The following is a 22,758-nucleotide window of genomic DNA, read 5'->3' as shown; positions in this document are numbered from 1 at the left end:
GGGCGGCCGGCGGATCATGACGGCACACGGATCGCGGGGCGGAGGAAGCGCGGCCAGCAGAGGCGGTAGTCCAGCTTCGTGCCCTCGCTGACCTTGCGCATGTCGGCGCTGCGGTCGCAGGCGGCGCGCATCCGCTCCGCGAAGGCGGCGTCGTTCAGGTGATAGCTGGCCGGAACGCCGGTGGCGGCGCAGAAGGCGAGATAGTCCGCGTAGAGGCGGGCGGCCGGGGTCCAGCCCGAGGCCTGGCGCGGCAGTTCGGTGTTCGCCTTGAACCATTCGTCAAAGCTGAAATTGAGGTGCGCTGGCGGTTGGTCCTTCGACGCGGGTGTCGACAGGCTCAACCCTTGCTCAGGATGAGCGGAGAGGGGTTGTGCCCGCTTGGCGCGGCGGGTGCGGGTAGGGGTCTCGGTCGAGAGAGATGGGCTGAGCATCGGTGCCTCCGTCGTTGTTGACGGCTGCGTATTGCGATTATCGCAACGTATCAGTCAAGCTAAAAAGTTGCCACTATCGCAACTCATTGAAACGCCATTGATTTATGTTCTTCTATTGTTCCATCGTCGTAACGCGAATCGGCAAAGGTGGGAAATGCTGACAGCTGTGCTTTGGTATCGAGTGTTGTGCTTCGAGAAGCCGCGTGGCCCATGGCGGGAGACGAAGGAGGAGGCGCGGCGCGATGCCGTGGGATTGGGGCTCGGAGCCTATGACGACTACGGGCAGTGGTTCGATATAGTGCCTGGACGAATACAACAGGCGTTTGCGCTTGAAGACCAGGCTGCTGCTTAGAGCCGGCCTGCGTACCAGATCACTCGGCCGACGATCTGAAAATCGTCGCCGCCGCCAATAATCATCTCGCGATGCGCCGGATTGGTCGAGCAGGGAACTAGGCGAGCAGGGTCGGCGCGAAACTGTTTGAACGTTGCTTCTCCGCCGCCGTTCACCACTACATAGTAACGATCTGGATATAGGGACTTATCATCCGGATCGAAGATGATAGTGCCCCCGTCTTTGACCAACAGATCCATGCTGTCGCCTTCGATCCGCAGGGCGACGGCATTTGGCGGCATGTCGGCCGCGGGCATGGGCACATGACCTAGCGGTTTCTCGATCGCTTCGCGCCAGTTGCCGGCGGCGACGCTGCCGATGATCGGAACGCCTCTTGTAGGCAGCGCGCCGTCCAGCGTGATTGGAGGAGTCTCGGCCAGCATCGCCCGGATTATGTCCATCTCGGCAGCGGTGAACCGACGGATGCCGGAAAAGGATTTGCTGATCTGATCGGGCGAAAGGTTCAGCGCGTTGGCTAGCTGTACCTGTTTGATCCCCAGCACGGTCATGCGGGCTTTGATGTCCGAGATCTCCATCAGACCATGGAGCGGAACGGCGCGATTATCGCAATTTCCACTATCGCAACTTTTCGCTTGCGTGTTCGTTGCGATTATCGCAAGTATGCCGCCACTATGGATATCGCCGACATCAACCCCACGTCTCTGGATGGAACCCGCGCGGCCGTTGTGCTCGACCATTTCGGTGGGACCGTTGCCGTGGCCCGCCTCACCCGCACGCCCAACACCACTGTCCACGGTTGGCGGCGTGTCGGCATGTCCGAGGCGAGGTTTGATCATCTCCAGCTTGCGGCCGTGGCGCGCGGGAAATCCGGCGAGTTGGCCAGTGCCCTGCAGGCGCTCGCGGAGCTGGATGGAGATCCCGAGCTGCCATTCGAGGCGGGCGAGCAGCCATGATCGACGCGGGGGGCCTCATCATCGTCGGCACCGCACTGAGCCTGGTCGGGCTGATCGGGTTCGGCGCGATCATCGTGCTGGGCGATGCGATCGGCCAGGAGATCCGAATATTCTGCGGCGTGGTCGAGGCTGTTCATAGCCCGACGCTTGAGTCCGAAACGACCGGCGCCGCCACTGGTAAAACGGCTTACTCCACCGGGGGGACGGCCGATGCCTGAGCGGATGGTGCGGTTCGATCCCAAGCGGCTGGCGATCAAGCGGGCGACCGGGGAGCTGGTCGACGCGGCCGGCGGGCCGACGCGGGCGGCACAGTTCGCACAGCGGGTGAAGCGGCAGCAGAGCTATTCCGATTACAGCCTCGCCACGGTCGATCATTTCATTCCGATCGACGCGGCGATCGAGCTGGAAGAGGTGACGGTGGGCCTGCCGGGCTGGCCGCACCTGACGCGGCTGATGTGCGGGCGGGCCGGTGGCACCTTCGTGCCGCTGCCGGTGTCGCGGCCCAGCTCGGCGGATTTCCACAAGCGGCTGGCCGAGCTGGCGACCGAATATTCCGACGTGTCGGCCGGGCTGCTGCGCGCGCTGGCGGATGGGCGGGTGACGGCGCGCGAGGTGCGGGCCGGGGATCTTGTGACCGAAGCGGCGCAGCTGGTGGCGAAGGCGGCGGAGCTGCGCGCGCTGCTCGAACAGATCGAAGTGGAGGGCTGACGATGGCGGGGGGCTTTCACATTCCGAGTCACCTGATCGAGACGCAGGCCGGCGGTCGGCGGCTGATCGAATGGGTGTGGGCGATCTGGGGCGATGTCGGCGGGATGCCGGAGCTGACTGCCGGGAAGGTGAAGCTGGCCGGATGGCTGATGGGCGATCATCCGGCGCGGGTCGCGGCGGTGGAGTGGATCGGCATCAGCATCACCGATCTGCTGGCGGCGCGCGTCGACATCGACACGCGGCAGGCGATCGCGCTCGAAGAGATCAGCGGCGGCGAGATCGCCCTTTGCGACTGGACGAAATCCTATAGCGACGCCGGGGAATTGCCCCCGAAGCCTCCGGCGGCGTTGGGCGACGATGCGGCAGAGTTTGCCCCCCCGGCTGCATCGTCGCCCCTTCCGATTGTTCACGGCACGCTGGGCGAGACGGCGATCGGCAAGCTGTTCCGCTGCGTCCGGGGTAGCGGGCAGAACCGCTACATCCTGACGGGGCAGGGGATATCGCTGGCGCTCGATCGCGGATCGGCGGCGGATATCGTCGAGTGCCTGGCCGATGCTCTGGGCGTCGAGCTGGTGGAGCGGCGGGCATGATGGCGGCTCAATTTGATCCTTCGACGCGGCCTTCGGCAGGCTCAGTGCTTGCTCAGGACGGCCCTTCGACACGGCTCTCGACTACGCTCGATCCTGCTCAGGGTGAGCGGAGAGGTGGGAGCGGCGAACGGGGGGCGGGGAAGGTGCGCGAGATCGGGATCATGCATCCGGTGCGGATCGGCGGCACGGGCGCGGCGATGCCGACGCATAAGCTGATCGAGTGGGTGGAGGCGGCGGCGGTGGGCGCGGAGCTGGCCTATGCCGAGGGCGCGCTGCCCAAGTGGACCAAGGCGCTGCCGCTGGTGCGCGACCTGGCCAATCGGGACATCGTGTTCGCCTTTTGCGATGCATCGGTATCGCCGCCGCAATATGTGATCCGGCGGCTCGACAAGGGCTATCGACCTGCGGCGAAGCCCCTGCGGATCGCGCGCGAGATCGCGCCGCGCGACGACGAGCAGAAGCGGCTGCTGGCGGTGCTGACCGCGCTCGCGCGAGCGGGCAAGCCCTGTCCGTATAACCGGGCGTTGGCGGAGAAAGCCGAGCTGAAGAACGGGGACCGGGCGAGCTACCTGCTCAAATGCCTGCGCGACGACGGGTTCATCCGCAACGACGCGAGCTGTTTTGAGCCGAAGCGGATCATCACGATCGTCGGCAAGCTCGATCGCGCGGGGCGCGAGATCTGCACGGGGGTGGTGGCGTGATCATCGCTCGCATCGCCGGCTGCACGCGTGTCCTGGGCGCTCCCACCGGCTGGACGCCCGAGACGAGCGGCCCGTGCGTGGGCCTGCCGATCCGTGACGAAATGAACGGCGACGTGCCGTGCATGGTGTCTGCCTGGGAGCCGACGCCTGATGAGATCGCGGCGATCGTAGGCGGGTCGAAGATCTACCTGCGCGTGCTGGGCGTCGGGCATCCTCCCGTCGCGCTGTTTGTCGGAGAGGGCGAGTGAGCGCGCCGGCCGTTCTTGTCGCCTGCGAATATTCAGGCACCGTCCGCGACGCTTTTCTCGCGCAGGGCTTCGACGCGTGGAGCTGTGATCTTCTGCCCGACGAGAAGGGCAGCAACCGCCATATTCGTGGCGATGTTCGCGATGTGCTCGACGAGCGATGGGATCTGATGATCGTCGCGCACCCGCCTTGCACGCGCCTGTGCAACAGCGGGATTTGCTGGCTCACTCGGCCTGCCAAGGGGAAAACGCTCGACCAGATGTGGCGCGAACTGGACGACGGCGCTGCTCTCTTTTCCGCGCTTTGGAATGCCCCGATCCGGCACGTCGCGCTCGAAAACCCGATGATGCACCGTCACGCCAAAGCCCGCATCGTAAACTATCAGGAGCCCGCCCAGGCGGTGCAGCCGTGGCAATTCGGCGATGCCGTCCAGAAAAAGGTTTGCCTCTGGCTCCGTAACCTCCCGCCCCTCATGCCTACAAAATCCGTTGCGTTGCCTAAGCCTGATTTCTGCATTCGTAGAAGCGGGCCGAGGGCGGGGCGGCGCTATAATTACTACTTCCATCAGGGGAAGTCGGGCCATGAACGCTCCCGCTTTTTCCCCGGTATCGCTGCAGCGATGGCGGAGCAGTGGGGGGATTTCATCCTGCAGCCCGAGAGGGCGGTGGCATGATCCGGCGTGGTGAGCCTGCGGTCGCGGTGTGCGACAGCTGCGGTGAAGAGGCCGACGCGGTCGAGACGCGCAACCAGAAAACCGGGGCGTTGACAGCGGCCTTCCTGCCCGAGGGCTGGAAGTTCGATGTGGTCGACGGCGAGCATGTCCATCGCTGCGCCACCTGCTTCGCGGCGGCGGTCGCGCCGTTCGAGGATCGGCGCGAAGCGTTCGAAGCGCGGCTCGATCACCTGGGCAAGGGGCTGATCGTCGACATCGCGGAGAGCCTGGGCGTGCCGATCGGCATCGGGCGGCGATGGGCGGCCGAATGGGAAAATCAGCAGAGAAAGGTGGCGTGATGGGCGTGTTGAGGCCGGCTGTCCCGCAGCGCGGCGGGTATAAGCGTTGCGGGCTGAGCTTGCCCGAGATCGTCGCGCGCATCGATGCGCTCCGATCGATACCGGTACGCGAACGGACGCTTGAACAAGCCCTCGAACTGCAGCGCCTGGACAGTATCCACTATGATCGCATGCTGCGCCTTCCACGGCGCATTGCGAAGCTGCGCTCGGAGCTGGCCGAGCTTGAGGCGCTGGCGCGATGAAGGTGTCGCCAGACATAGAGGCAGCAGCGGCGTGGATCTTCGATGAGTCCAACGCGCTGAAGAGTGGCGCCGGGATCGACGTATCCGAGGGCGAGATCAGCTTCGCGCGGCAAAGGATGCGCGCCTGCGCGGCCGGGTTGCTGGCCGGCCTGTTTGTGCCTGATGTCGTGGAGACGGCGGATGGCTGACAATACGCCGATCGAGTGGACCGACGCGACGTGGAATCCGATCACCGGCTGTTCGGTGCACAGCGCGGGTTGCACCAACTGCTATGCGATGAAGCTGGCGGGGACGCGGCTGCGGCATCATAGGTCGCGGATCGGCCTGACCGCCGAGACGAAGGCGGGGCCGGTATGGACCGGCGAGGTCCGTTTTAACGAGCGATGGTTGACGGAACCGCTGCGCTGGCAACGGCCGCGCCGGATCTTCGTCGTCGCGCATGGCGACCTGTTCCATGAAGCCGTGCGCGATGCGTGGATCGACCGCGTCTTCGCGGTGATGGCGCTCTGCCCGCAGCATCAGTTTCAGGTGCTGACCAAGCGGGCCGATCGGATGCGGGCATGGTTCGAACGGTTCCAAAATGCCGACTGGCTGGGCAACATGCTCGACCTCATGGACGCGACCGGGCAAGCAGCCGGCTTTGGCCGGGGAAGTGGCACGTTCTCCACATGGCCCCTTCCGAACGTCTGGCTCGGCGTCTCCGTTGAGGATCAGCGGGCGGCGGATGAGCGCATCCCCGATCTGCTCGCCACGCCAGCGGCGAAGCGGTGGATCTCGGCGGAGCCGCTGTTGGGGCCGGTCCACATCGCGGAGTATCTGCCGAACCCGCTGTGGAATGACATCCCTAGCTGGAAGCAGCCGGAACTAGATTGGATCGTCGCCGGTGGCGAGAGCGGCCCCGGTGCGCGGCCGATGCATCCGGATTGGGCGCGGAGCCTGCGCGATCAGTGCGCCGTTGCTGGGGTGCCGTTCCTGTTCAAGCAATGGGGCGCGTGGGCTCCATATGACTCGGAGCGTGACGATTACGGCCGACGCGATCCGAGTCATGCCGGCCGGCATGTTCTGAACGATGGGGAGCGGCCTGGACCGGAGAATCTTGTCATACCGCTAGGCAAGAAGGCAGCCGGCCGCCTGCTCGATGGCGTCGAGTATAATGGGATGCCGGCATGAAGGCGCTGAGCATCCGGCAGCCCTGGTGCCACCGCATCTTTCACGAAGGCAAGGACGTGGAGAATCGCGACTGGCCGACGAAGTTTCGCGGGCAGGTGCTGATCCATGCCAGCCTGTCGCTGGAAGAGGATCGCGAGTATATCCGCGCGCATGATCTGCCGCTGGGCGGGATCGTCGGGATTGTCGATATCGTCGATTGCGTGTCGGCCTCGGACAGCCGCTGGTTCTTCGGAAAATATGGGTTCGTGCTGCGCAATGCCCGGCCGATCGAGCTGATCCCGTGCCCAGGCAAGCTCGGCTTCTTCGACGTGCCTGCGCATGTGGCGCAGCTGGTGGAGGCTTCGCTGTCATGACCGAGCTGGCCTGGCGCAGGCGGAAGCGAGAGCGGGCGGCGATCGAGCAGGTCGAGCGGCGGCATGAAGAGCTGCTGCGGGTGATCCTGGCCGGCGCCTGCATCGCGGCGCCGCGCGTGCCGATCCTTGATGGACATTATGTTGAGGATGTTCCCCAGCTGGTGACCTATGTCCGGGGCGTGCTTGGCGAGGTGCGGCGATGACGGCCGCCAGCGGCAGCACGGCCGTGATGGCGCGGCGATCGGCGGCGGATGTCGAGAGCGACGATGCTGCGACCGCGCTGTATCGGCAGCTCGATTATTTCCCGACACCACCATGGGCGGCGCGTGCAGGCGCCGAGCTGATCCTGCGGCTCGATCCTGAGGCTCGCAGCGTGTGGGAATGCGCGTGCGGGGCCGGGCATATGGCCATCCCGTTCGCCGACTATTTCGAGCGCGTCTATGCGAGCGACGTGCATGGCCATGGCCATGGCGAAGTCCGTGATTTCCTCGCGGAAGATCGCGGCTTCGACATACCGCGCTGGGATTGGATCGCGACGAACCCACCGTTCAAGCCGGCGGCCGACTTTCTGACGCGGGCGCTCGATCGCGCCCGGCGCGGCGTCGCGCTGCTGCTGCGGGTGCAGTTCCTGGAAGGCGTGGGCCGCTATCCGCTACTCTACGGCGATCGGCCGATGACGGCGCTGGCACCGTTCAGCGAGCGGGTGCCGATGGTGCTCGGCCGCTGGGACCCGGCCGCCAGCTCGGCGACGGCCTATGCCTGGTTTGTCTGGATCAAGGGCGCGGCGCCGATGCCGCCGCAGCCGATCGGGCCGGGGACGCGCGAGCGGCTGTGGCGGCCTGACGATGCGGCGCGGTTCGGCTGGGCGGCGGATGCGCCGATGCTGGCGATGATGGGAGAGAGTTAATGGCGAGCGTCAACAAGGTCATCATCGTCGGCAATCTCGGCCGCGATCCGGAAAGTCGATCCTTCCAGAATGGCGGCAAGGTGGTGAGCCTGCGCGTCGCGACCTCCGAGCAGTGGAAAGATCGCAACACCGGCGAACGGCGGGACAAGACCGAATGGCATGCCGTCTCGATCTTCAACGAGGGGATCGCGAACGTCGCCGAACGCTATCTGCGCAAGGGCAGCAAGGTCTATCTCGAAGGCCAGCTGCAGACCCGGAAGTGGACCGATAACGCCGGCGTCGACAAGTGGACGACGGAAGTGGTGCTGCAGGGCTTCAATGCCAAGTTGGTGCTGCTCGATGGGGCGCAGGGCGGCGATCGTGGCGGCGGATCGGATTCCGGTTCGGCCGGCAGTTGGGGCGATGGCGGCGGCACGGCCGGCAGCTCCCGCAGCGATCCCTTCGACCCCGGCGATCTCGACGATGACGTTCCCTTCTAACCTTCACCGCCAACGCCCGCGCCTGGGCGTGACAGCCGGAGAGACGGCCTGACTGAGGGCGTCGAATTAGGGGCGGGGTGCATTTCGATGGGTGTTAACGAGTCTCTGCCGTCGCCGATGTGTACGGCGGCGCTGCGTTATGCGCGCCGGGGATGGAAGGTGTTCCCCTGCCGCGAGCGCGACGAGACGATCGAGGTGCGCACGGCCGATGGGCCGAAGCCGAAGCTGTTCAAGGCGAAGTCGCCCTATACCGGCAAGGGCTGCAACGACGCGACCACGGACGAGGGGCGGATACGCGCCTGGTGGCGGCAGCATCCGCAGGCCATGATCGGGCTCGCGATGGGCGGAAACAGACTGTTCGCGCTCGATTTCGATCCGCGTCATGACGAGTCGACCGGCGAGATCTTCGAGCTGGAAGGGTTGAAGGCGGCGACCGAGGAGCAGATCGGCTGTGCGCTGCCGATCTCGCTGACTTCCGTAACTCAATCCGATGGCGTCCATGTCATTTACCGGCAGCCGGAGGGCGAGCCGATCACCAACCGTGGCAATTTGCCGCGCCATGTCGATGTGCGCGGCAAGGGCGGCTACATCGTCGTGGCACCTTCGATCCTGTACCGCGAGGATGGGACGGAGGGCCGCTATCGCTGGCTCACCGGCCGACATGACATCGATCCGGTCGAGGCGCCGGCAGCGCTGATCCAAGCTCTGCGCGAGCGCGGCACGCGCTCGACCAAAGGCAACGCCGCCGGCGGGACGCCGGCGTCCGCATCGTCTTCCCCCTCTTCGACGCCGCCCCCTCCCGCGCCCTCCGGGCGATCGAGCGCGACCCTTCCGGACGGTTCCGGTCGGGATGTGGGCGACTCGGTGCGCAAATATGCTCTGTCGGCGCTCGATGGCGAGTGCCAGGAGCTGGCGGCGACGCCGAAGGGCGGCGGCCAATATAACGGCCGCAACCAGGGCATCTTTCATGCCGGGCTGAAGATGGGATCGCTGGCGGCCGCCGGGGCGATCAGTGAGCATGTCGTGCGCGCCGCGATCCAGGCGGTGATCGACCGGATGCCGGCGAATGACGATCCCGACGGTGCGCGTGCAACGCTGGAGCGCGGGCTGACGGCCGGCGCTGCGAATCCGCGCGACCTTCGCGAGATCGAGGAGGCTGCCCGCGCGCGGGCTTCGCGGTCTAGGCCGTCATCCTCGGCCCGCCTTCGCCCCCCGCCCCCGGCCCCCAACTCGGGGGAAGCCCTGCAAAGCTTCCGGGCGGAAGGGAGCGGCCCCGATGATGCTGGTGGGGGCCGGGGGGACGATGGCGATGGCGACGAACGCGACGCCGACGAGATCAACCGCGAGTGCCTGTACTTCCCGCACACCGACCTGGGCAATGCCGAGCGGTTCCGGGCGCGCTTCGGCCGCGACTTCCGCTGGTCACCGGCGCTGGGCTGGATGGGATGGGATGGCCGGCGCTGGGCCGCGCTCGATCAGGATGAGAAGAGCGTGCCGGCCGTCGTCATGCAGGCCGTGTTCGATACCGTGCGGGCGATACAGGATGAGGCGGCTTTCGTGGCGCTGAGCGGGGTGAAGGAGCCCTTTGTCGACCATGTCGAATTGGATGACATGACGCCGCGCGAGAAGAAGCAGCTGGCCCTGTTCATCGAGACCGGCGAGCAGGAAGACGCGATCGACTATGTGCTCGACACGCGCGGCTATCCGCTCTGGTCGGACGTGATCCGCAAGTGGGGGCGCACGTCGGAGGCATCGGGCAAGCTTTCCGCCATCGCACAGATCGCGCGCAGCTGGCTCGCGGTGCGGGTCGACCAGTTCGATACCGATCCGCTGGCGATCAACGTGCTGAACGGCACGCTGCGCTTCCGCAAGGTGCCGCTCGGCATCGTCGATGGGAAAGACCGATATCGAGCCGAGATGACGCTGACGCCGCATCGCCGCGACGATCTGCTGAGCAAGCTGGCGCCGGTCATCTACGATCCGGCGGCGATCTGCCCGATCTATGATGACCTGATCGAATGGGCGCAGCCGAAGCCCGCGAAACGCCGCTACATCCACGCGTGGGGCGGATATTCGATGACGAGCGAGGTGGGGCTGCAGATGCTCCATTTCTGGTACGGCCTCGGCGGCAACGGCAAGTCCACCGTCATGGACATATGGTGCGAGGCGCTGGGCGATTACAGCGACACCATCCCGATCGAAAGCTTCCTAGACCAGGGCATAAAGAAGCGCGGCGATCAGGCATCGCCCGATCTCGCCAAGCTGGGCGGCGTGCGGCTGCTGCGCACGTCCGAGCCCGACGAAGGGGCGAAGCTTTCGACGGGCCTGATCAAGCTGGTGACCGGCGGCGAGCCGGTGCCGGTGCGCCATCTCAATCGCGGGTTCTTCAACCTTAAGATCCAGTTCAAGCTGACGGTGCAGGGCAATCACAAGCCCGACATTCGGCAGACCGATGATGGCATCTGGCGACGCGTGAAGCTGATCCATTGGGGCGAGCGCGTGATCGACGAGACCAACCCGCACGGATCGCGCCAGAAAGATCCTTATCTAAAGGACAAGATGGCGCCGGAGCTGAGCGGCATCTTCAACCGCCTGGTCGCCGGCCTGATGGACTATCTCGAACATGGGCTGATCGAGCCCGAGGACGTGACCAGCGACACCGCGCAATATCGGGCGGAGAACGACCCGCTGGCGCGCTTCCTCAAGCTCTGCACCGTGCCTGATCCCGAAAGCACGGCGCGCTCCTCGAAGCTCTACGAGCTGTTTCAGGCGTGGTGCAAATGCGCCGACGAGACCGAGTGGAAGCAGAAGGGCTTCAGCCGGGCGATGTCGGCCAAGGGCTATCAGAAGAAGCAATCGGACGGGATGTACTGGCTCGGCATGCGGATCGTGCGCGATCCGGCCGACTTCGTCGATCCCCATACGGGCAAGGCGATCACCACGTTCAGCGTCGATGATGGCCCGCCTGCGCCGCCAGCCACGCCTCCGCCCACCTCCGACAGCGGCCGATGGGGCGATCCCGACGACGGTTTCCGGACCTTCGATAATGATGACGTACCGCTATGATCCTTCCGGTCGGAAGGATGGCGGAAGGGTGAACGGAAGGGTGAAATGGCGGATTTCTGCGCCTCTGGAAGGGTCGGAAGCGTTTTCGGGGCTTCGCCTCGTATGTGCGGGTGCGGGTGCGCGCGCAGATGCGTGCGCACAATCCACCTATCATCCTTCCAATCCTTCCAACCCTTCCGGGGTTGAGATTAAGTGTTTGAGATAAAGGGCAAAGATATGGGCGGCGATGATCAGGGAAGCTTCCATGACGGTTCCGGGACGGTTCCGGCGACGTTCTGGCGCTTCGTCGATGTCGAACAGCGGCTGATCGAGGCGATGTCCGTGGTGGTGCGGTCTCCCGATCGCGAGCGTAAGTGGCTGGGTGCGTCGGGCTCCTCGATCTGGCGCATGGTGCAGGACGAGGAGCTGCAGGCCGACGACAAGCCGATCGTCACCCGCGCCTTCACGCGCCAGCAACAGGCGCTGTCATCGGAAGCCATGGGCTGGGTGGCGGCATGGGTGCCATCGGGGCCGACGCGGCGGGTGCTGGGGATCGCGCTGGTCGCGCAGGTGCTCGACGATGGCGAGCGGCCCGACTGGCCGTGGATCTGGGCGCGGATGGGCGGCAAGGCCGGCGGATGGACGACGGAGGGCCTGCGCAAGCGCTACTCGCGCGCGATCACCGCGATAGCCAAGGCGCTGAACGCCAGGCGTTCTGCGGCCTAGAGGCTGTCAAGCCCTAGAATATTCAGGGATGCTAATTTTGTATGTCCGTTTCTAGGGGGTTTTAGGCGTATTCAGCTGTACGTTCGGGATATCGGCTTGGCAGCCAATCCTGAGCATCCTCTCCTAACCTTCACTGCGCCCGTCTCGATCCCTTCGAGGCGGGCGCGGTGCTTTCTGGGCCATGTGCATGGGCAAACTGACGCGTCTGCCGTCGATGCTCGCCGCGCTGCCGCCCAGGCTGGCATCCGCGCCGGTCGATCAGAAGGGCCGCGATCGGCAGCGCGACGCGCAACCGTGGCGGCGATGGTACAAGCTGGCGCGGTGGCAGAAGCTGCGCTGGGCCGTGCTGGTGCGGGACCTGTTCACCTGCCAGCGATGCAGGAAGGTGGAGACGGACACGTCGCAGCTGGTCGCCGATCACAAGCGGCCGCATCGCGGGGTGGAGGCGCTGTTCTGGGACATCCTCAACCTCTGGACCCTCTGCAAGCCTTGCCACGACAGCTGGAAGCAGCGGCAGGAGCAGGCCGAGCGGGCGAGCGGAGGCTGAGCGAGTAGGAAAGTTGTGGCGCCTAACCCCGTCAGCAGGGCCGATTTTCACGGTCGCGAGGTGGGGCGGCGTCGAGGGCGGTCTGGCGAGGCGCAACAATGTTGCGCGGCAGGGGGGGGCGGGCCGAAAGTCTGCCGCCCCCTCGGCCCCTAGACCGCATCCGATCCCATTTGGAGATTTTTTTCTTGGTTGACCGATATTTCGATCTGCTCGGGGACGAGATCCCGCCGGAGCATACGGGTCGCGGTCGGCCGCCGCATGTCGTGACCACCGAAAAGCGCTTGAAAGTCATGCTGTTACTGGCCCTCGAAAAGACCGAGGATCAGATCGCGGCGGCGATCGGGATCACGGCGCCGACTTTGCGGAAGCATTATTTTCGTCAGCTGAAGGTGCGCGGGGATGCGCGGCTCCGGCTCGACGGCGAGATCATGGCGACGCTGGCGCGCGAAGCTGCGGGCGGCAACGTCGGCGCGCTCAAGGAATTGAACAAGATGCTGGAGAGTCACGATCACGCCAAGCTGGCGAAGACCGTGGCGAACCGGCAGCCGCAGGCGGCCAGCGCGCCGCCCGCCGGAAAGAAGGAAAAGGCGAAGGCCGATGCGGGCCGTGTCGCGGGGATCTACGCCCCGCCGCCGCAGCCCCGCCTGGTGAACTGATGCAGTGGTCGACCGCCTGCCCGGATTGGGAAGAGCGGATCGTCGCGCGGCGCTCGCTGGTGCCGTTCGATCCGCTGTTTCCGGATGAGGCGGAGGCGGCGCTCGCCGTCTTCAAGTCGCTGCGGATCGTCGACGTGCCCGGTCAGCCGACGTTCGGCGAGGCCTGCGAGCAGTTCGTGTTCGACTTCGTCGGCGCGATCTTCGGGGCCTATGACGCGGACAATGCCAGGCGGCTGATCACAGAGTTCCTGCTGTTGATCAGCAAGAAGAACGCCAAGTCGACGATCGCGGCCGGGATCATGATCACGGCGCTCATCCGGAACTGGCGCCACTCGGCCGAGTTGCTGGTGCTGGCGCCGACCAAGGAGGTGGCGAACAACGTCTTCACCCCGGCGATGGGGATGGTCCGGCTCGATCCGGAGCTGAGCGCGCTGCTGAAGCCGGTCGAGCATCTGCGGTCGATCAAGCATCTGGTGACGGGCGCCGAGCTGAAGGTCGTCGCGGCCGATACCGACATCGTGTCGGGCAAGAAGGCCGCGTTCATCCTGGTCGAGGAGCTTTGGCTGTTCGGCAAGCGGCCGAACGCGTCGAGCATGCTGATGGAGGCGACCGGCGGCATGGTGTCGCGGCCGGAAGGGTTCGTCGTCTATCTGACGACGCACAGCGACGAAGCCCCGGCCGGCGTGTTCAAGGAAAAGCTGGACCTGTTCCGCGACATCCGCGACGGCAGGCTGGACGATCCGCGCAAGCTGGGCGTGCTGTACGAATGGTCGGAAAGCATGCTGGAAGCCGAGGCCTATCTCGATCCGGCGAACTTCTACGTGACCAATCCGAACATCGGCCGGTCGGTCGACGCACGGTGGCTGCAGGACAAGCTGGCCGAAGCGATGCGCGGCGACGGCGAGGGGAAGCAGGTCTTTCTCGCCAAGCATCTGAACGTCGAGATCGGCATGCGGCTCGGGCGGCATCGCTGGCGGGGGGCGGATCATTGGGAGGCAGCGGTCGATCCGGAGATCGTGACCCTGGCCGAGCTGATGGCGCGGTCGGACGTGGCGACGGTCGGCATCGACGGCGGTGGGCTGGACGACCTGTTCGGCGCCAGCGTCATTGGCCGCGATCGGGAGAGCAAGCGGTGGATGGCCTGGGCGAAGGCCTGGTGCCACCCTTCGGTGCTGGATCTGCGAAAGGAGATCGCGCCGAGGCTGCGCGACTTCATCAAGCAGGGCGATCTGGTGCTGATCGAACAGCCCGATCAGGATCTGCGCGAGGTCGCGGACCTGATCGTGATGCTGAACGAGGCGGGGCTGCTGCCGCAGGAATATGGCGTCGGCGTCGATCCTGCGGGGATCACGGCGCTGATCGACGAGGTGATGAGCCGGCCCGGCATTGGCGACAAGCTGATGGTGCCGGTCGCGCAGGGTTATCGCCTCTCGCCGAACATCTGGGGCGCGGAGCGGAAGCTCGCGAACGGGACGCTGGTGCATTGCGGGCAGGAGCTGCTGACGTGGTGCGTCGGCAACGCGAAGGCCGAGCAGCGCGGCAGCGCCGTGGTTATCGAGAAGTCCGTCGCCGGAAAGGCCAAGATCGACCCGTTCATCGCGATGCTGAACGCGTTTCATCTGATGAGCCGGAATCCGGAGTCGACAGGGAAATCATTTTGGGAAGCGGCATGATCAAGAGCTTTGCAGCCTCGGCGCGCCGCAACGCGGGCGTCATCGTCCGCGATGGGGCGGGCATCGTTGGTGCGGCGATGATCGCGGTCGGCGCTGGCGAGATCTATCGCCCGGCGGGATGGATCGTTGGCGGCGCCATGCTGGTTGCTGCTGCGTTCATGGCCGGGCGTAGTGCGTCGTGAGGGGGTTGTTCGACAGCTTCGGGCTGGGGACCAAGGCCGCGCGGACGCTCGACCAGCTGCCGGGTTTCCTGATGGGGCCGGACAGCAAGTCGGGTGTCAGCGTCAGCTATGCGACCGCCCTGCAGGTCGCGGCGGTGCTGGCCTGCATCAAGGTGGTCGCCGAGGGGATCGCGCAGAGTCCGTGCAAGCTGATGCGGGCGTTGAAGAAAGGCGGCATGGAGCTGGCGCGGGATCATCCGCTGTTCTGGCTGCTCTATCGTCAGCCGTTCGGGAAGCAGACCGCATTCGAATTCTGGGAGACGATCGTCGCCCATATGATGCTGGTCGGGAACGCATTCGTCTTCGTCAACTGGGTCAACGGGCGCGTGTTCGAACTGATCCTGCTCGAACCGGGCAAGGTGACCGTCACCAGGCATGCCGACATGAGCCTGACCTACGAGGTCGACGGGCTCGAAGGCGGCCGGCGCCAGGTGCCGTCGGGCAGCATGTGGCATCTGCGCGGGGTGAGCTGGAATGGCTGGATGGGCATGGACACCGTGCGCCTGGCCCGCGAAGCGATCGGCCTGGCGATGGCGCTGGAGCAGAGCCATGCCGGCCTGCACAAGAATGGCGCCATGCCGAGCGGGATCTATTCGGTCGACGGTACGCTAACGGAGCCGCAGCATGTCCAGTTGACGGAATGGCTGAAGAAGTTCGCTGCGGCCGATCGCGGCACGCCGATGGTGCTCGATCGCGGGGCAAAATGGCTGTCGCAGCAGATGACGGGTGTGGACGCCCAGCATCTCGAAACCCGGCGTTTTCAGATCGAGGAGATCTGTCGGATATTCCGCGTCATGCCGATCATGGTCGGCCTGTCGGAGAAGACCGCCACCTATGCCAGCGCCGAGCAGATGTTCCTGGCGCATGTGACCCATACGCTGGTGCCCTGGGCAACGCGCATCGAGCAGTCGATCGAGGTCAACCTGCTCACCGCGAAGGAGCAGCGCGACGGGTATCAGGTTAAGTTCAACCTGACCGCGATGATGCGCGGCGATTACAAGTCGCGGCAGGAGGGTCTGCAGATCCAGCGCCGCAACGGGGTGATCAACGCCAACGAGTGGCGAGATCTGGAAGACATGAACCCGCGCGCCGATGAAGGCGGCGGCCAATATATCGTGGAGGCGAACATGGCGCTGCAGGATGGCCGTGATCTGCCGCCGCCCAAAGCACCTGCCGCCCCGAACGCCGCTTAGGAGCAAGTAATGGATCGACTTTCCTTCGACTGCGAGATCAAGCTCGCGGGCGACGAAGCCGCGACCGGCACGATCGAGGGCTATGGTTCGGTGTTCGGGCTGATGGATCGCGGCGGCGATATCGTGCTGCCGGGGGCGTTCAAGGCCAGCCTCGCCGAGTGGAAGCGCAAGAAGGCGCTCCCGCCCATGCTGTGGCAGCATGATCCGTACAGCCCGATCGGTGTGTGGACCGACATCGCCGAAGACGAGAAGGGCCTGAAGGTCAAAGGCCAGCTGATCATGGATGTGCCGCAGGCCGCGGCCGCCCGCGCGCTGATCGCGGCCGGCGCGGTCAAGGGGCTGTCGATCGGCTATCGCACCATCAAGGACGAAATCGACCGCGTGACCGGTGCCCGATCGCTCAAGCAGGTCGATCTGTGGGAGATATCGCCGGTCACCTTTGCGATGCTGCCGGAGGCGCAGATCACCGGCGTCAAACAGGATCTCGACCCGCGCGAGCTGGAGCGCGCGCTGCGGTCGCAACTCAATTTGTCGAGCGCCGACGCCGTGAAGGCGGTGGCGATCGTCAAGAAGCATCTCCGCGATGGAGGTGATGGCGAGCACCGGTCCCGTGAGGGGGTCACCGATGTGCTCTTGTCCCTGCGCAAAGCGGCTGCGGCCCTGCGCTAATCGGAGGTTTCACGATGTTCATTGGAAAGCAGGGCGCGCTCCTCGCGGGCGCGTCGCCCCTGTCGATTGCTATGGCGCCTGAGCGCAAGGATGGCGATCTCACCATTGAGGTGAAGAATGCCGTGGAACTGCTCGGCAAGACGTTCGAGGAGTTCAAGACCAAGAACGATCAGCGACTGTCGCAGGCCGAGAAGAAGGGCGAGGACGCGGTCACCAAGGATGAGGTCGAGAAGCTCAACAAGGCGATCGACGATGCCCAGGTCGAGCTGAAGAAGCGTTTGGACGAAATGGAGGCGAAGGCCAACCGGCTTGCGCTGTCCGGCGGCGATGTGGCGAAGGAAGTCAAGGCTGCGGCCGACTTCGCCGAGCTGATCAACGTGAAGGAGTTCACGCCTGACCAGCTCAAGGAATATCGCGCCGACCTGGCGGGATATATCCGGCGTCACGAAATCAAGGCGACCACGATGCAGGTGGCGGTCGACCCTTCCGGCGGCTATTGGGTGACTCCAGACGTGTCAGGCCGGATGGTGTCGAAGATCTACGAGTCGACGCCTATGCGTCAGCTCGCCAATGTAGTCGCGATCGGAACCGATGCGCTCGAAGGCCCGATCGACAACGGCGAAATGGATGCCCAGTGGGTCGGCGAGAAGGCGACCCGAAGCCAGACCGACACTCCCCAGCTGGGCATGTGGCGGATTCCGGTGAATGAACTCTATGCCTATCCCTGGGTGACGCAGAAGCTGCTCGAAGATGGCAAGATCGACGTCGAGGCGTGGATCGCGATGAAGGCCGCGGCGAAGTTCGCTCGGAAGGAGAACGCGGCATTCGTCAACGGCACCGGCGTGCTGCAGCCCAAGGGTATCATGACCTATGGCTTTGCCTCGACTGCCGACGACACCCGCAGCTGGGGCACCTTCCAATATGTCGCTTCCGGCGCGTCCGGCGCATTCGCGTCGAGCAACCCGGCTGACAAGCTCGTTGACCTCATCTTCGAGGTGAAGGCCGGCTATCGGCAGCCTGCGCAATTCCTGATGGCGCGGCGCACTGTCGGAGCGGTGCGCAAGCTGAAGGATGGCCAGGGCAATTACCTGGTCGACCTTCGCCTGCGGGACGGGGCGCTGGTCGAGTCGATCTTCGGTTTCCCCGTCGTCGACGGCGAGGATATGCCGGCCATAGCTGCCAACAGCTACAGCATCCTGTTCGGCGATTTTGCCGAGGCTTATACGATCGTCGATCGCCTCGGCACCTCAGTAGTGCGCGACAACATCACGCAGCCTGGGTTCGTGAAGTTCCACATGCGGCGTCGCGTTGGCGGCGGCGCGGTGAACTTCGAGGCCGTCAAGGCGATGAAGTTCGCCGCCTCCTGATCTCCCGCGAAGCCGGAAGATCGACGTTGAACAAGCCCGGTCGGGCTCACCGGCCTGAGGCGGCGGCACAATCGCCGCCTCACCCTTCAGACATCGAAAGGATATCGTCATGACCCCCGAACGGGACCTGGCTTCCAATATCTCGCTTATCGAGGCGATCGCGCCTGCCGTCCTCGCCGCCGACAATACGCCGGCGGCCATCGACCTGCTCGACTATGGCGCCGCGGTGCTGTCGCTGCACATCGGCGTTGGCGGCATCACCTTCTCGAGCAGCAACAAGATCGAGTTCGTGCTGACCCATAGCGACGACGACTCGACCTACACCGCCGTTACCGCCGACGATCTCGTCAAGGACAGCCTGGCGCCAGCCACGATCACCAGCGGCATCATCCGCTCGCTGACCGCCGCACACGCTGCCGCGACGCTCCAGAAGCTCGGCTATATCGGCGGAAAACGCTATCTCAAGCTGCTGGCCGACTTCTCGGGCACGCATGGCACCGGGACGCCGATCGCGGCCTCGGTCGTTCGCGGTCGCCAGGCGATCCGCGGCACGGCCTGACCTGGGCGGCGGAGGCGATCATGGCATTGATCTCACTCACCCTAGCGAAGGCCTGGTTGCGGGCCGGCGATGCGGAAGATGACACGATCAATGACCTGATCTCCTCCGTCGTCAGTCACATGGAGAACAAGTTCGGCGTCATCGTCGACGAGCAGACCGATCGGACATGGACGTTCGATCGCTTCGAACCGTTCATGCTGCTTCCCGGTGTACCGGTCGATCCGGACACGGTCGCGGTCGCCTATCTCGACGCCGACGGTGCGGAACAGGCGTTGTCGGACGTTCGGGCGGTCATGTCGGGGCACCATGTGCGGCTGCTGCCGGCAATCGGCTCGGAGTGGCCTGCCACAGCCGATGGCGGCGCCGTCATCACCGTTACGGGGAATGTTGGCTGGGCCGACAATGCTGTGCCGGCGGATGTCACCACGGCCGCGCGCCTGGCGCTGGCCACATGGTATGACGATCGGTCGGCGCCGTTTCCCGACAGTGCCGCCGATCTTCTCGAACCTTACCAGCTGCGGCGGGTCTGATGGCTCGGCGTACGGGTTCGATCATCCAGGCGGGGGATCTCGATCGCGAGATCGTGATCCAGAGCCGCACGTCGACGAAGGATGCCAGCGGGCGGCCGACTACCGGGTGGGCGGATTTCGCGACGGTGTGGGCGAGTGTGCAGGACATGCTGCCGTCGCGGGGGGAGCGGATTGCCGAGGGGGTGAATGTGGCGAGCCGGCCGTGCCGCATCCGCATGCGCTATCGCGACGACATCACGTCGGACATGCGGGTGACGCTCGACGGGCGGACGCTGCGCATCGTGTCGATGCCGGCCGAGCTGGGCCGGCGCGAGGGGATCGAGATCGTGGCCGAGGAAGTGACGACGGAGGGGCAGGAGCCATGAGCCGCGACTTTCCGGTGAAGGGCCTGGACGACGTGTTGAGCGTCCTGTCTCTCCTGCCCAAGAACATGCAGACCAACGGCGCGCGGCAGATGCTGACGGCCATGGCCGATCCGATCGTGGAGGAAGCGAGACAGCGTGCCATGGCGATCAGCCCCAAGATCGCCAAGGCGATCCGCAAGGGCTCGCCTCGCAAGCATGATGACGGAACATTTTCGATCCGCATCTACGTCGATGAAACGCGCGAGGACGGATGGCTCGGCTATCTGTTCGAGAACGGGATTCGGCCGCACGAAATCACCCTCAAGCGCAGCAGCAGCGGCAAGGCGGGCCGGAATGCTGCGGCCCGGGACGCGGCGAAGGCTATCAAGATCGGCGACCGGTTCGTTTCCGGCGTGATCTCGCATCCGGGCGTCCGTCCGCACCCGTTCATGGTCGTTTCGCTCGATATCCGGGCCGATGATGCGATCCGCGCCGGGCAGGTGAAGCTGGCCCAGTTCGTCGAGGGCAAGACCGGCTTTGCCGCACCGCTCGACGAGGCGGCATAATGGACGGCGCGACGGCGATCTATGGGGTGCTGTCTGGTTTCGCGCCCCTGACGGCGCTGGTGGCGGAGGCGCGGATCATCACCGATGACGTGCTGCCCGCCGGCACGCTGCCGGCGATCCAGATCACGACGCCCAGCGGCGTCGACCTCAACCCTTTGACCCTGGGCGCGACGGTGCACGTCCGCCAGCGCATCCGCATCCGCATCCATGCCGAGACGGCGACGTCGCGGGCGGCGGTGCGGGCGCAGGTGCGGCGGGCGCTGTACGCGGGCCGTTTCCCCACAGTCTCAGGGCTGACGAACGTGACCGTGCACAGCGAGGCAGAAGGGCCAGATGGGCTGGCGCCCGAGAGCGACGTCCGCGTCGGAATCCAGGACGCGATCGTGACCTACAATCAGGCGAGATAGGAGTTACCAATGGCGGACCTTAGCATAACAGCAGCGAGCGTGGCCCCGGCGGGCGACGTAACGATCTTTTCCGGCATCGCTGGCGCGGCGATCACCGCGGGCCAGATGCTGTATCTGGACAGCTCGACGGGAACGCTGAAGCTGGCCGACGCGAACAGCGGCACTGCCGCCGCCCGATCGCCCTGTGGCATGGCCCTCAACGGTGCTGCCAGCGGCCAGACGGTTGGCGTCGCACGCCGCGGCAACGTCACCGCTGGTGCCACGCTGACGGCCGGCGTGGGCTATTATCTGAGCGCGACGCCGGGCGGAATCTGCCCTGTCGCGGATCTCAGCACGGGCGCCTACCCGACCTTCCTCGGCTTCGCGACGTCGACGACCGTTCTGGCGCTCAACATCATCGAGTCCGGCGTTTCGCTGTGATGGACGGGATAGCGGCGCGGCGCTTCAGCCTGTCGGGACGTACGTTCGAACCGGGTGAAGCCGTGACCTTCCCCGACAACCAGTTCCGCGATCTCGCCGGCTGCGGCCTGGTCGAGAACAAGCCCGCCGCGGCGCGAGTACCCAAGCCGCTGCGCAAGCGCGGCTAAACCAAATTGCCGAACCCCGGCAATGAACCTGCCCCGCCCGTGATCGGGGTTTCCACGGAGAATCCGAATGACTGATTTCACCACGGGCGCCGGGGCAACCTTCGGCATTACCGCTTCCGCACCTGCAACCTACAACGCCGCCGGCTATGGCGCGCTGAGCTTCACCGACGTCGGGAAGATCACCGACTTCGGCCAGATTCCGAGCCGCGTCTATCAGGTGGTGAGCGTGATGTATCTCGCGTCCTCGGGTACCGACAAGGCCAAGGGCGGCTATGACCTGGGCAATCAGACGATCACCGTCGCGCTCGACTCCGCCGATGCCGGCCAAGTGCTGCTGGCCGCGGCGACCAACAGCACGTCGGCTTATTCGATCAAGCTGTATCATCCGGTGCTGGGCACGATCTACGCCCGCGCGCTGGTGATGGGCGGGCCGAAGACATGGGGCGACAACAACACCCCCGCCACCCAGCAGATCACCATCGAGTACAAGATGGCGAGCACCACCAGCGACGGCATCGTCACCGTTTAACCAGCTTCGGACCGTGATCCGATGGGGCGACATAGCCCCGATCCACCCGCTTCGGCGGGTTTTTTGTTCCCGCCTGCCTTCGCGTCACGGAGCAGGGCAGGCGGGGGCACCATCCTTCCGTGAAGGGACTGAACATGGCCGTGAATATCCTTACGAAACAGGTGGCCGAGGTGGCCGACCTGCCGATCAAGAACCCCGACGGATCGCCGATGCTCGACGAGCAGGGCGCGCCAGTGACCGCCACCGTATTCGGCCCAGGCACCAAGATCTGGCAGGTGGCCAACGCCGCGCGGCGTCGCAAAGGCGTGAAGCGCACCCGCGAAGCCAATGGCAAGACCGAGGCATATTTCGACAATGAGGAAGAGGATATCGTCGACTTCCTCTGCGCGGTCACCAAGCGCTTCAATAATCTCGAGTACCCCGAGATCCGGGGGGACAAGGAAACTGTGCGCGCCATCTACGAAGCGCCGCTGCTCGGCTTCATTCGTGACCATATGGAGGCCGATACGAAGAACTGGGAAAATTTTATGAAGGCCTCGCAGAAGGTCTCGAACGCTGGACCCGTCAGCTCGCCTGGCTGAACACGGCGCCCGACATAGAGCACAAGGGGACGGGTCCGAAGCCCGAGCCGGTCACCCGGCTGAAGGCAAGGCAGGGCAAGGGAGAGGCGGTCAACTGGCCGCCGAACCCTGCCCCCCATGTCACCGAATGGTTTCTCGAAATCGGGCCGACCGTGGCCGGCGGGATGGGCGAGAGTCCGATCGGTTGGCAGGACATCGCGGCGTGGGAGCACCTTACCGGCATCGAACTAGATGTCTGGGAGGCGCGCACGATCAGGCGGCTAAGCCTGGCCTTCCTGTCGCAGAGGCAGAAGGCCGAGAAGCCGGACTGCCCGGAGCCGATGCTCGACGAAGCCGAGGTGGCGCAGGCCCAGGGCGACAAGATCGACGAACAGTTCAAGGCGATGTTGGTCGCCTTTGGCAAAGACAAATAGCT

36 protein-coding genes are annotated in these 22,758 nt (G+C 65.3%); 34 read left to right on the top strand and 2 right to left on the bottom strand.

What is annotated here, in order from left to right:
* Window positions 1–14: 14 nt before the first annotated feature.
* A complete protein-coding gene (locus AC1DPF_RS07660) occupies window positions 15–431 on the bottom strand; it encodes a hypothetical protein (RefSeq protein WP_477960545.1) in 417 nt (138 codons plus the stop codon).
* A gap of 348 nt (window positions 432–779) precedes the next feature.
* Window positions 780–1,358: a LexA family protein gene (locus AC1DPF_RS07655; protein WP_477960543.1), complete on the bottom strand. Its 579-nt coding sequence runs from the start codon at window positions 1,356–1,358 to the stop codon at window positions 780–782.
* Between the two features lie 6 nt (window positions 1,359–1,364).
* Here AC1DPF_RS07655 and AC1DPF_RS07650 point away from each other — a divergent pair, with 6 nt between their 5' ends.
* The 34 genes from AC1DPF_RS07650 to AC1DPF_RS07485 all read left to right on the top strand — a co-directional run bounded on the left by AC1DPF_RS07650 (window position 1,365) and on the right by AC1DPF_RS07485 (window position 22,756).
* Window positions 1,365–1,736: a hypothetical protein gene (locus tag AC1DPF_RS07650; RefSeq protein ID WP_477960541.1), complete on the top strand. Its 372-nt coding sequence runs from the start codon at window positions 1,365–1,367 to the stop codon at window positions 1,734–1,736.
* Window positions 1,733–1,954 (top strand): hypothetical protein, encoded by a 222-nt coding sequence (locus AC1DPF_RS07645; RefSeq protein WP_477960539.1) that lies wholly within the window; start codon window positions 1,733–1,735, stop codon window positions 1,952–1,954. Before AC1DPF_RS07650 ends, AC1DPF_RS07645 begins: the two co-directional genes overlap by 4 nt.
* A complete protein-coding gene (locus AC1DPF_RS07640) occupies window positions 1,947–2,444 on the top strand; it encodes a phage regulatory CII family protein (RefSeq protein ID WP_477960537.1) in 498 nt (165 codons plus the stop codon). Before AC1DPF_RS07645 ends, AC1DPF_RS07640 begins: the two co-directional genes overlap by 8 nt.
* Before the next feature lie 2 nt (window positions 2,445–2,446).
* Complete coding sequence (locus AC1DPF_RS07635) at window positions 2,447–3,034, top strand: hypothetical protein (protein ID WP_477960535.1); 588 nt, start codon at window positions 2,447–2,449, stop codon at window positions 3,032–3,034.
* A 143-nt stretch (window positions 3,035–3,177) separates the two neighbouring features.
* The gene (locus AC1DPF_RS07630) at window positions 3,178–3,735 is read left to right on the top strand and encodes a hypothetical protein (RefSeq protein WP_477960533.1); all 558 of its coding nucleotides are present in this window, start codon (window positions 3,178–3,180) and stop codon (window positions 3,733–3,735) included.
* Complete coding sequence (locus AC1DPF_RS07625) at window positions 3,732–3,983, top strand: hypothetical protein (protein WP_477960531.1); 252 nt, start codon at window positions 3,732–3,734, stop codon at window positions 3,981–3,983. Before AC1DPF_RS07630 ends, AC1DPF_RS07625 begins: the two co-directional genes overlap by 4 nt.
* Entirely contained in the window at window positions 3,980–4,654 is a 675-nt protein-coding gene (locus tag AC1DPF_RS07620) for a hypothetical protein (protein WP_477960529.1), read from the top strand. Before AC1DPF_RS07625 ends, AC1DPF_RS07620 begins: the two co-directional genes overlap by 4 nt.
* Entirely contained in the window at window positions 4,651–4,992 is a 342-nt protein-coding gene (locus tag AC1DPF_RS07615; RefSeq protein ID WP_477960527.1) for a hypothetical protein, read from the top strand. Before AC1DPF_RS07620 ends, AC1DPF_RS07615 begins: the two co-directional genes overlap by 4 nt.
* Window positions 4,962–5,234 (top strand): hypothetical protein, encoded by a 273-nt coding sequence (locus tag AC1DPF_RS07610; RefSeq protein ID WP_477960525.1) that lies wholly within the window; start codon window positions 4,962–4,964, stop codon window positions 5,232–5,234. The genes AC1DPF_RS07615 and AC1DPF_RS07610 overlap by 31 nt, the downstream gene beginning before the upstream one ends.
* Window positions 5,231–5,422, top strand: a complete 192-nt coding sequence (locus AC1DPF_RS07605) for a hypothetical protein (protein ID WP_477960523.1) — start codon at window positions 5,231–5,233, stop codon at window positions 5,420–5,422. Before AC1DPF_RS07610 ends, AC1DPF_RS07605 begins: the two co-directional genes overlap by 4 nt.
* Window positions 5,415–6,404 carry a DUF5131 family protein gene (locus AC1DPF_RS07600; RefSeq protein ID WP_477960521.1) on the top strand — a complete coding sequence of 330 codons (990 nt, stop codon included), beginning with the start codon at window positions 5,415–5,417 and terminating at the stop codon, window positions 6,402–6,404. The genes AC1DPF_RS07605 and AC1DPF_RS07600 overlap by 8 nt, the downstream gene beginning before the upstream one ends.
* Window positions 6,401–6,757 carry an ASCH domain-containing protein gene (locus AC1DPF_RS07595; RefSeq protein ID WP_477960519.1) on the top strand — a complete coding sequence of 119 codons (357 nt, stop codon included), beginning with the start codon at window positions 6,401–6,403 and terminating at the stop codon, window positions 6,755–6,757. The genes AC1DPF_RS07600 and AC1DPF_RS07595 overlap by 4 nt, the downstream gene beginning before the upstream one ends.
* Complete coding sequence (locus tag AC1DPF_RS07590; RefSeq protein ID WP_477960518.1) at window positions 6,754–6,960, top strand: hypothetical protein; 207 nt, start codon at window positions 6,754–6,756, stop codon at window positions 6,958–6,960. The genes AC1DPF_RS07595 and AC1DPF_RS07590 overlap by 4 nt, the downstream gene beginning before the upstream one ends.
* Entirely contained in the window at window positions 6,957–7,664 is a 708-nt protein-coding gene (locus AC1DPF_RS07585) for a hypothetical protein (RefSeq protein ID WP_477960516.1), read from the top strand. Before AC1DPF_RS07590 ends, AC1DPF_RS07585 begins: the two co-directional genes overlap by 4 nt.
* Entirely contained in the window at window positions 7,664–8,143 is a 480-nt protein-coding gene (gene ssb, locus AC1DPF_RS07580; protein WP_477960514.1) for a single-stranded DNA-binding protein, read from the top strand. The genes AC1DPF_RS07585 and ssb overlap by 1 nt, the downstream gene beginning before the upstream one ends.
* An 87-nt stretch (window positions 8,144–8,230) precedes the next feature.
* Complete coding sequence (locus AC1DPF_RS07575; protein ID WP_477960512.1) at window positions 8,231–11,209, top strand: phage/plasmid primase, P4 family; 2,979 nt, start codon at window positions 8,231–8,233, stop codon at window positions 11,207–11,209.
* A gap of 216 nt (window positions 11,210–11,425) precedes the next feature.
* Complete coding sequence (locus AC1DPF_RS07570) at window positions 11,426–11,914, top strand: hypothetical protein (RefSeq protein ID WP_477960510.1); 489 nt, start codon at window positions 11,426–11,428, stop codon at window positions 11,912–11,914.
* Window positions 11,915–12,101: 187 nt separating this feature from the next.
* Window positions 12,102–12,461, top strand: coding sequence for an HNH endonuclease (locus tag AC1DPF_RS07565; protein WP_477960508.1), 360 nt, complete (start codon window positions 12,102–12,104; stop codon window positions 12,459–12,461).
* Between the two features lie 185 nt (window positions 12,462–12,646).
* Window positions 12,647–13,117: a hypothetical protein gene (locus tag AC1DPF_RS07560; RefSeq protein WP_477960506.1), complete on the top strand. Its 471-nt coding sequence runs from the start codon at window positions 12,647–12,649 to the stop codon at window positions 13,115–13,117.
* The gene (locus AC1DPF_RS07555; protein WP_477960504.1) at window positions 13,117–14,790 is read left to right on the top strand and encodes a terminase large subunit; all 1,674 of its coding nucleotides are present in this window, start codon (window positions 13,117–13,119) and stop codon (window positions 14,788–14,790) included. Before AC1DPF_RS07560 ends, AC1DPF_RS07555 begins: the two co-directional genes overlap by 1 nt.
* Window positions 14,787–14,972: a hypothetical protein gene (locus AC1DPF_RS07550; protein ID WP_477960502.1), complete on the top strand. Its 186-nt coding sequence runs from the start codon at window positions 14,787–14,789 to the stop codon at window positions 14,970–14,972. The genes AC1DPF_RS07555 and AC1DPF_RS07550 overlap by 4 nt, the downstream gene beginning before the upstream one ends.
* Complete coding sequence (locus AC1DPF_RS07545; protein WP_477960500.1) at window positions 14,969–16,204, top strand: phage portal protein; 1,236 nt, start codon at window positions 14,969–14,971, stop codon at window positions 16,202–16,204. The genes AC1DPF_RS07550 and AC1DPF_RS07545 overlap by 4 nt, the downstream gene beginning before the upstream one ends.
* A 9-nt stretch (window positions 16,205–16,213) precedes the next feature.
* A complete protein-coding gene (locus tag AC1DPF_RS07540; RefSeq protein WP_477960498.1) occupies window positions 16,214–16,873 on the top strand; it encodes an HK97 family phage prohead protease in 660 nt (219 codons plus the stop codon).
* A 14-nt stretch (window positions 16,874–16,887) separates the two neighbouring features.
* Window positions 16,888–18,240 carry a phage major capsid protein gene (locus AC1DPF_RS07535; protein ID WP_477960496.1) on the top strand — a complete coding sequence of 451 codons (1,353 nt, stop codon included), beginning with the start codon at window positions 16,888–16,890 and terminating at the stop codon, window positions 18,238–18,240.
* A 109-nt stretch (window positions 18,241–18,349) separates the two neighbouring features.
* Window positions 18,350–18,799 (top strand): hypothetical protein, encoded by a 450-nt coding sequence (locus AC1DPF_RS07530; RefSeq protein WP_477960493.1) that lies wholly within the window; start codon window positions 18,350–18,352, stop codon window positions 18,797–18,799.
* A 20-nt stretch (window positions 18,800–18,819) separates the two neighbouring features.
* The gene (locus tag AC1DPF_RS07525) at window positions 18,820–19,329 is read left to right on the top strand and encodes a head-tail connector protein (RefSeq protein ID WP_477960492.1); all 510 of its coding nucleotides are present in this window, start codon (window positions 18,820–18,822) and stop codon (window positions 19,327–19,329) included.
* Window positions 19,329–19,694: a phage head closure protein gene (locus tag AC1DPF_RS07520; RefSeq protein WP_477960490.1), complete on the top strand. Its 366-nt coding sequence runs from the start codon at window positions 19,329–19,331 to the stop codon at window positions 19,692–19,694. Before AC1DPF_RS07525 ends, AC1DPF_RS07520 begins: the two co-directional genes overlap by 1 nt.
* Window positions 19,691–20,239, top strand: a complete 549-nt coding sequence (locus AC1DPF_RS07515) for an HK97-gp10 family putative phage morphogenesis protein (protein WP_477960488.1) — start codon at window positions 19,691–19,693, stop codon at window positions 20,237–20,239. The genes AC1DPF_RS07520 and AC1DPF_RS07515 overlap by 4 nt, the downstream gene beginning before the upstream one ends.
* Window positions 20,239–20,646, top strand: a complete 408-nt coding sequence (gene gp17, locus AC1DPF_RS07510) for a tail completion protein gp17 (protein WP_477960486.1) — start codon at window positions 20,239–20,241, stop codon at window positions 20,644–20,646. Before AC1DPF_RS07515 ends, gp17 begins: the two co-directional genes overlap by 1 nt.
* Window positions 20,647–20,655: 9 nt before the next feature.
* Window positions 20,656–21,066, top strand: coding sequence for a hypothetical protein (locus AC1DPF_RS07505; RefSeq protein WP_477960484.1), 411 nt, complete (start codon window positions 20,656–20,658; stop codon window positions 21,064–21,066).
* Window positions 21,063–21,233: a hypothetical protein gene (locus tag AC1DPF_RS07500; protein ID WP_477960482.1), complete on the top strand. Its 171-nt coding sequence runs from the start codon at window positions 21,063–21,065 to the stop codon at window positions 21,231–21,233. Before AC1DPF_RS07505 ends, AC1DPF_RS07500 begins: the two co-directional genes overlap by 4 nt.
* 67 nt (window positions 21,234–21,300) lie before the next feature.
* Window positions 21,301–21,762: a hypothetical protein gene (locus AC1DPF_RS07495; RefSeq protein WP_477960478.1), complete on the top strand. Its 462-nt coding sequence runs from the start codon at window positions 21,301–21,303 to the stop codon at window positions 21,760–21,762.
* Window positions 21,763–21,896: 134 nt separating this feature from the next.
* Window positions 21,897–22,343 carry a hypothetical protein gene (locus AC1DPF_RS07490; protein WP_477960477.1) on the top strand — a complete coding sequence of 149 codons (447 nt, stop codon included), beginning with the start codon at window positions 21,897–21,899 and terminating at the stop codon, window positions 22,341–22,343.
* The gene (locus AC1DPF_RS07485) at window positions 22,277–22,756 is read left to right on the top strand and encodes a phage tail assembly chaperone (RefSeq protein WP_477960656.1); all 480 of its coding nucleotides are present in this window, start codon (window positions 22,277–22,279) and stop codon (window positions 22,754–22,756) included. Before AC1DPF_RS07490 ends, AC1DPF_RS07485 begins: the two co-directional genes overlap by 67 nt.
* Window positions 22,757–22,758: the final 2 nt, after the last annotated feature.

It is taken from the genome of Rhizorhabdus sp. P4_G6 (assembly GCF_056401045.1).
This window is presented reverse-complemented; position numbering and strand designations above follow the sequence as displayed.

Bases quoted from the DNA above. Each gene is read 5' to 3' on its own strand.
- AC1DPF_RS07605 (WP_477960523.1), top strand. From the start codon at position 5,231: ATGAAGGTGTCGCCAGACATAGAGGCAGCAGCGGCGTGGATCTTCGAT.
- AC1DPF_RS07635 (WP_477960535.1), top strand. From the start codon at position 2,447: ATGGCGGGGGGCTTTCACATTCCGAGTCACCTGATCGAGACGCAGGCC.
- AC1DPF_RS07570 (WP_477960510.1), top strand. From the start codon at position 11,426: ATGGGCGGCGATGATCAGGGAAGCTTCCATGACGGTTCCGGGACGGTT.
- AC1DPF_RS07490 (WP_477960477.1), top strand. From the start codon at position 21,897: ATGGCCGTGAATATCCTTACGAAACAGGTGGCCGAGGTGGCCGACCTG.
- AC1DPF_RS07525 (WP_477960492.1), top strand. From the start codon at position 18,820: ATGGCATTGATCTCACTCACCCTAGCGAAGGCCTGGTTGCGGGCCGGC.
- AC1DPF_RS07565 (WP_477960508.1), top strand. From the start codon at position 12,102: ATGGGCAAACTGACGCGTCTGCCGTCGATGCTCGCCGCGCTGCCGCCC.
- AC1DPF_RS07615 (WP_477960527.1), top strand. From the start codon at position 4,651: ATGATCCGGCGTGGTGAGCCTGCGGTCGCGGTGTGCGACAGCTGCGGT.
- AC1DPF_RS07600 (WP_477960521.1), top strand. From the start codon at position 5,415: ATGGCTGACAATACGCCGATCGAGTGGACCGACGCGACGTGGAATCCG.
- AC1DPF_RS07610 (WP_477960525.1), top strand. From the start codon at position 4,962: ATGGGAAAATCAGCAGAGAAAGGTGGCGTGATGGGCGTGTTGAGGCCG.
- AC1DPF_RS07575 (WP_477960512.1), top strand. From the start codon at position 8,231: ATGGGTGTTAACGAGTCTCTGCCGTCGCCGATGTGTACGGCGGCGCTG.
- AC1DPF_RS07595 (WP_477960519.1), top strand. From the start codon at position 6,401: ATGAAGGCGCTGAGCATCCGGCAGCCCTGGTGCCACCGCATCTTTCAC.
- AC1DPF_RS07650 (WP_477960541.1), top strand. From the start codon at position 1,365: ATGGAGCGGAACGGCGCGATTATCGCAATTTCCACTATCGCAACTTTT.
- AC1DPF_RS07585 (WP_477960516.1), top strand. From the start codon at position 6,957: ATGACGGCCGCCAGCGGCAGCACGGCCGTGATGGCGCGGCGATCGGCG.
- AC1DPF_RS07645 (WP_477960539.1), top strand. From the start codon at position 1,733: ATGATCGACGCGGGGGGCCTCATCATCGTCGGCACCGCACTGAGCCTG.
- ssb (WP_477960514.1), top strand. From the start codon at position 7,664: ATGGCGAGCGTCAACAAGGTCATCATCGTCGGCAATCTCGGCCGCGAT.
- AC1DPF_RS07590 (WP_477960518.1), top strand. From the start codon at position 6,754: ATGACCGAGCTGGCCTGGCGCAGGCGGAAGCGAGAGCGGGCGGCGATC.
- AC1DPF_RS07555 (WP_477960504.1), top strand. From the start codon at position 13,117: ATGCAGTGGTCGACCGCCTGCCCGGATTGGGAAGAGCGGATCGTCGCG.
- AC1DPF_RS07655 (WP_477960543.1), bottom strand. From the start codon at position 1,358: ATGGAGATCTCGGACATCAAAGCCCGCATGACCGTGCTGGGGATCAAA.
- AC1DPF_RS07535 (WP_477960496.1), top strand. From the start codon at position 16,888: ATGTTCATTGGAAAGCAGGGCGCGCTCCTCGCGGGCGCGTCGCCCCTG.
- AC1DPF_RS07540 (WP_477960498.1), top strand. From the start codon at position 16,214: ATGGATCGACTTTCCTTCGACTGCGAGATCAAGCTCGCGGGCGACGAA.
- gp17 (WP_477960486.1), top strand. From the start codon at position 20,239: ATGGACGGCGCGACGGCGATCTATGGGGTGCTGTCTGGTTTCGCGCCC.
- AC1DPF_RS07515 (WP_477960488.1), top strand. From the start codon at position 19,691: ATGAGCCGCGACTTTCCGGTGAAGGGCCTGGACGACGTGTTGAGCGTC.
- AC1DPF_RS07550 (WP_477960502.1), top strand. From the start codon at position 14,787: ATGATCAAGAGCTTTGCAGCCTCGGCGCGCCGCAACGCGGGCGTCATC.
- AC1DPF_RS07520 (WP_477960490.1), top strand. From the start codon at position 19,329: ATGGCTCGGCGTACGGGTTCGATCATCCAGGCGGGGGATCTCGATCGC.
- AC1DPF_RS07530 (WP_477960493.1), top strand. From the start codon at position 18,350: ATGACCCCCGAACGGGACCTGGCTTCCAATATCTCGCTTATCGAGGCG.
- AC1DPF_RS07505 (WP_477960484.1), top strand. From the start codon at position 20,656: ATGGCGGACCTTAGCATAACAGCAGCGAGCGTGGCCCCGGCGGGCGAC.
- AC1DPF_RS07495 (WP_477960478.1), top strand. From the start codon at position 21,301: ATGACTGATTTCACCACGGGCGCCGGGGCAACCTTCGGCATTACCGCT.
- AC1DPF_RS07640 (WP_477960537.1), top strand. From the start codon at position 1,947: ATGCCTGAGCGGATGGTGCGGTTCGATCCCAAGCGGCTGGCGATCAAG.
- AC1DPF_RS07660 (WP_477960545.1), bottom strand. From the start codon at position 431: ATGCTCAGCCCATCTCTCTCGACCGAGACCCCTACCCGCACCCGCCGC.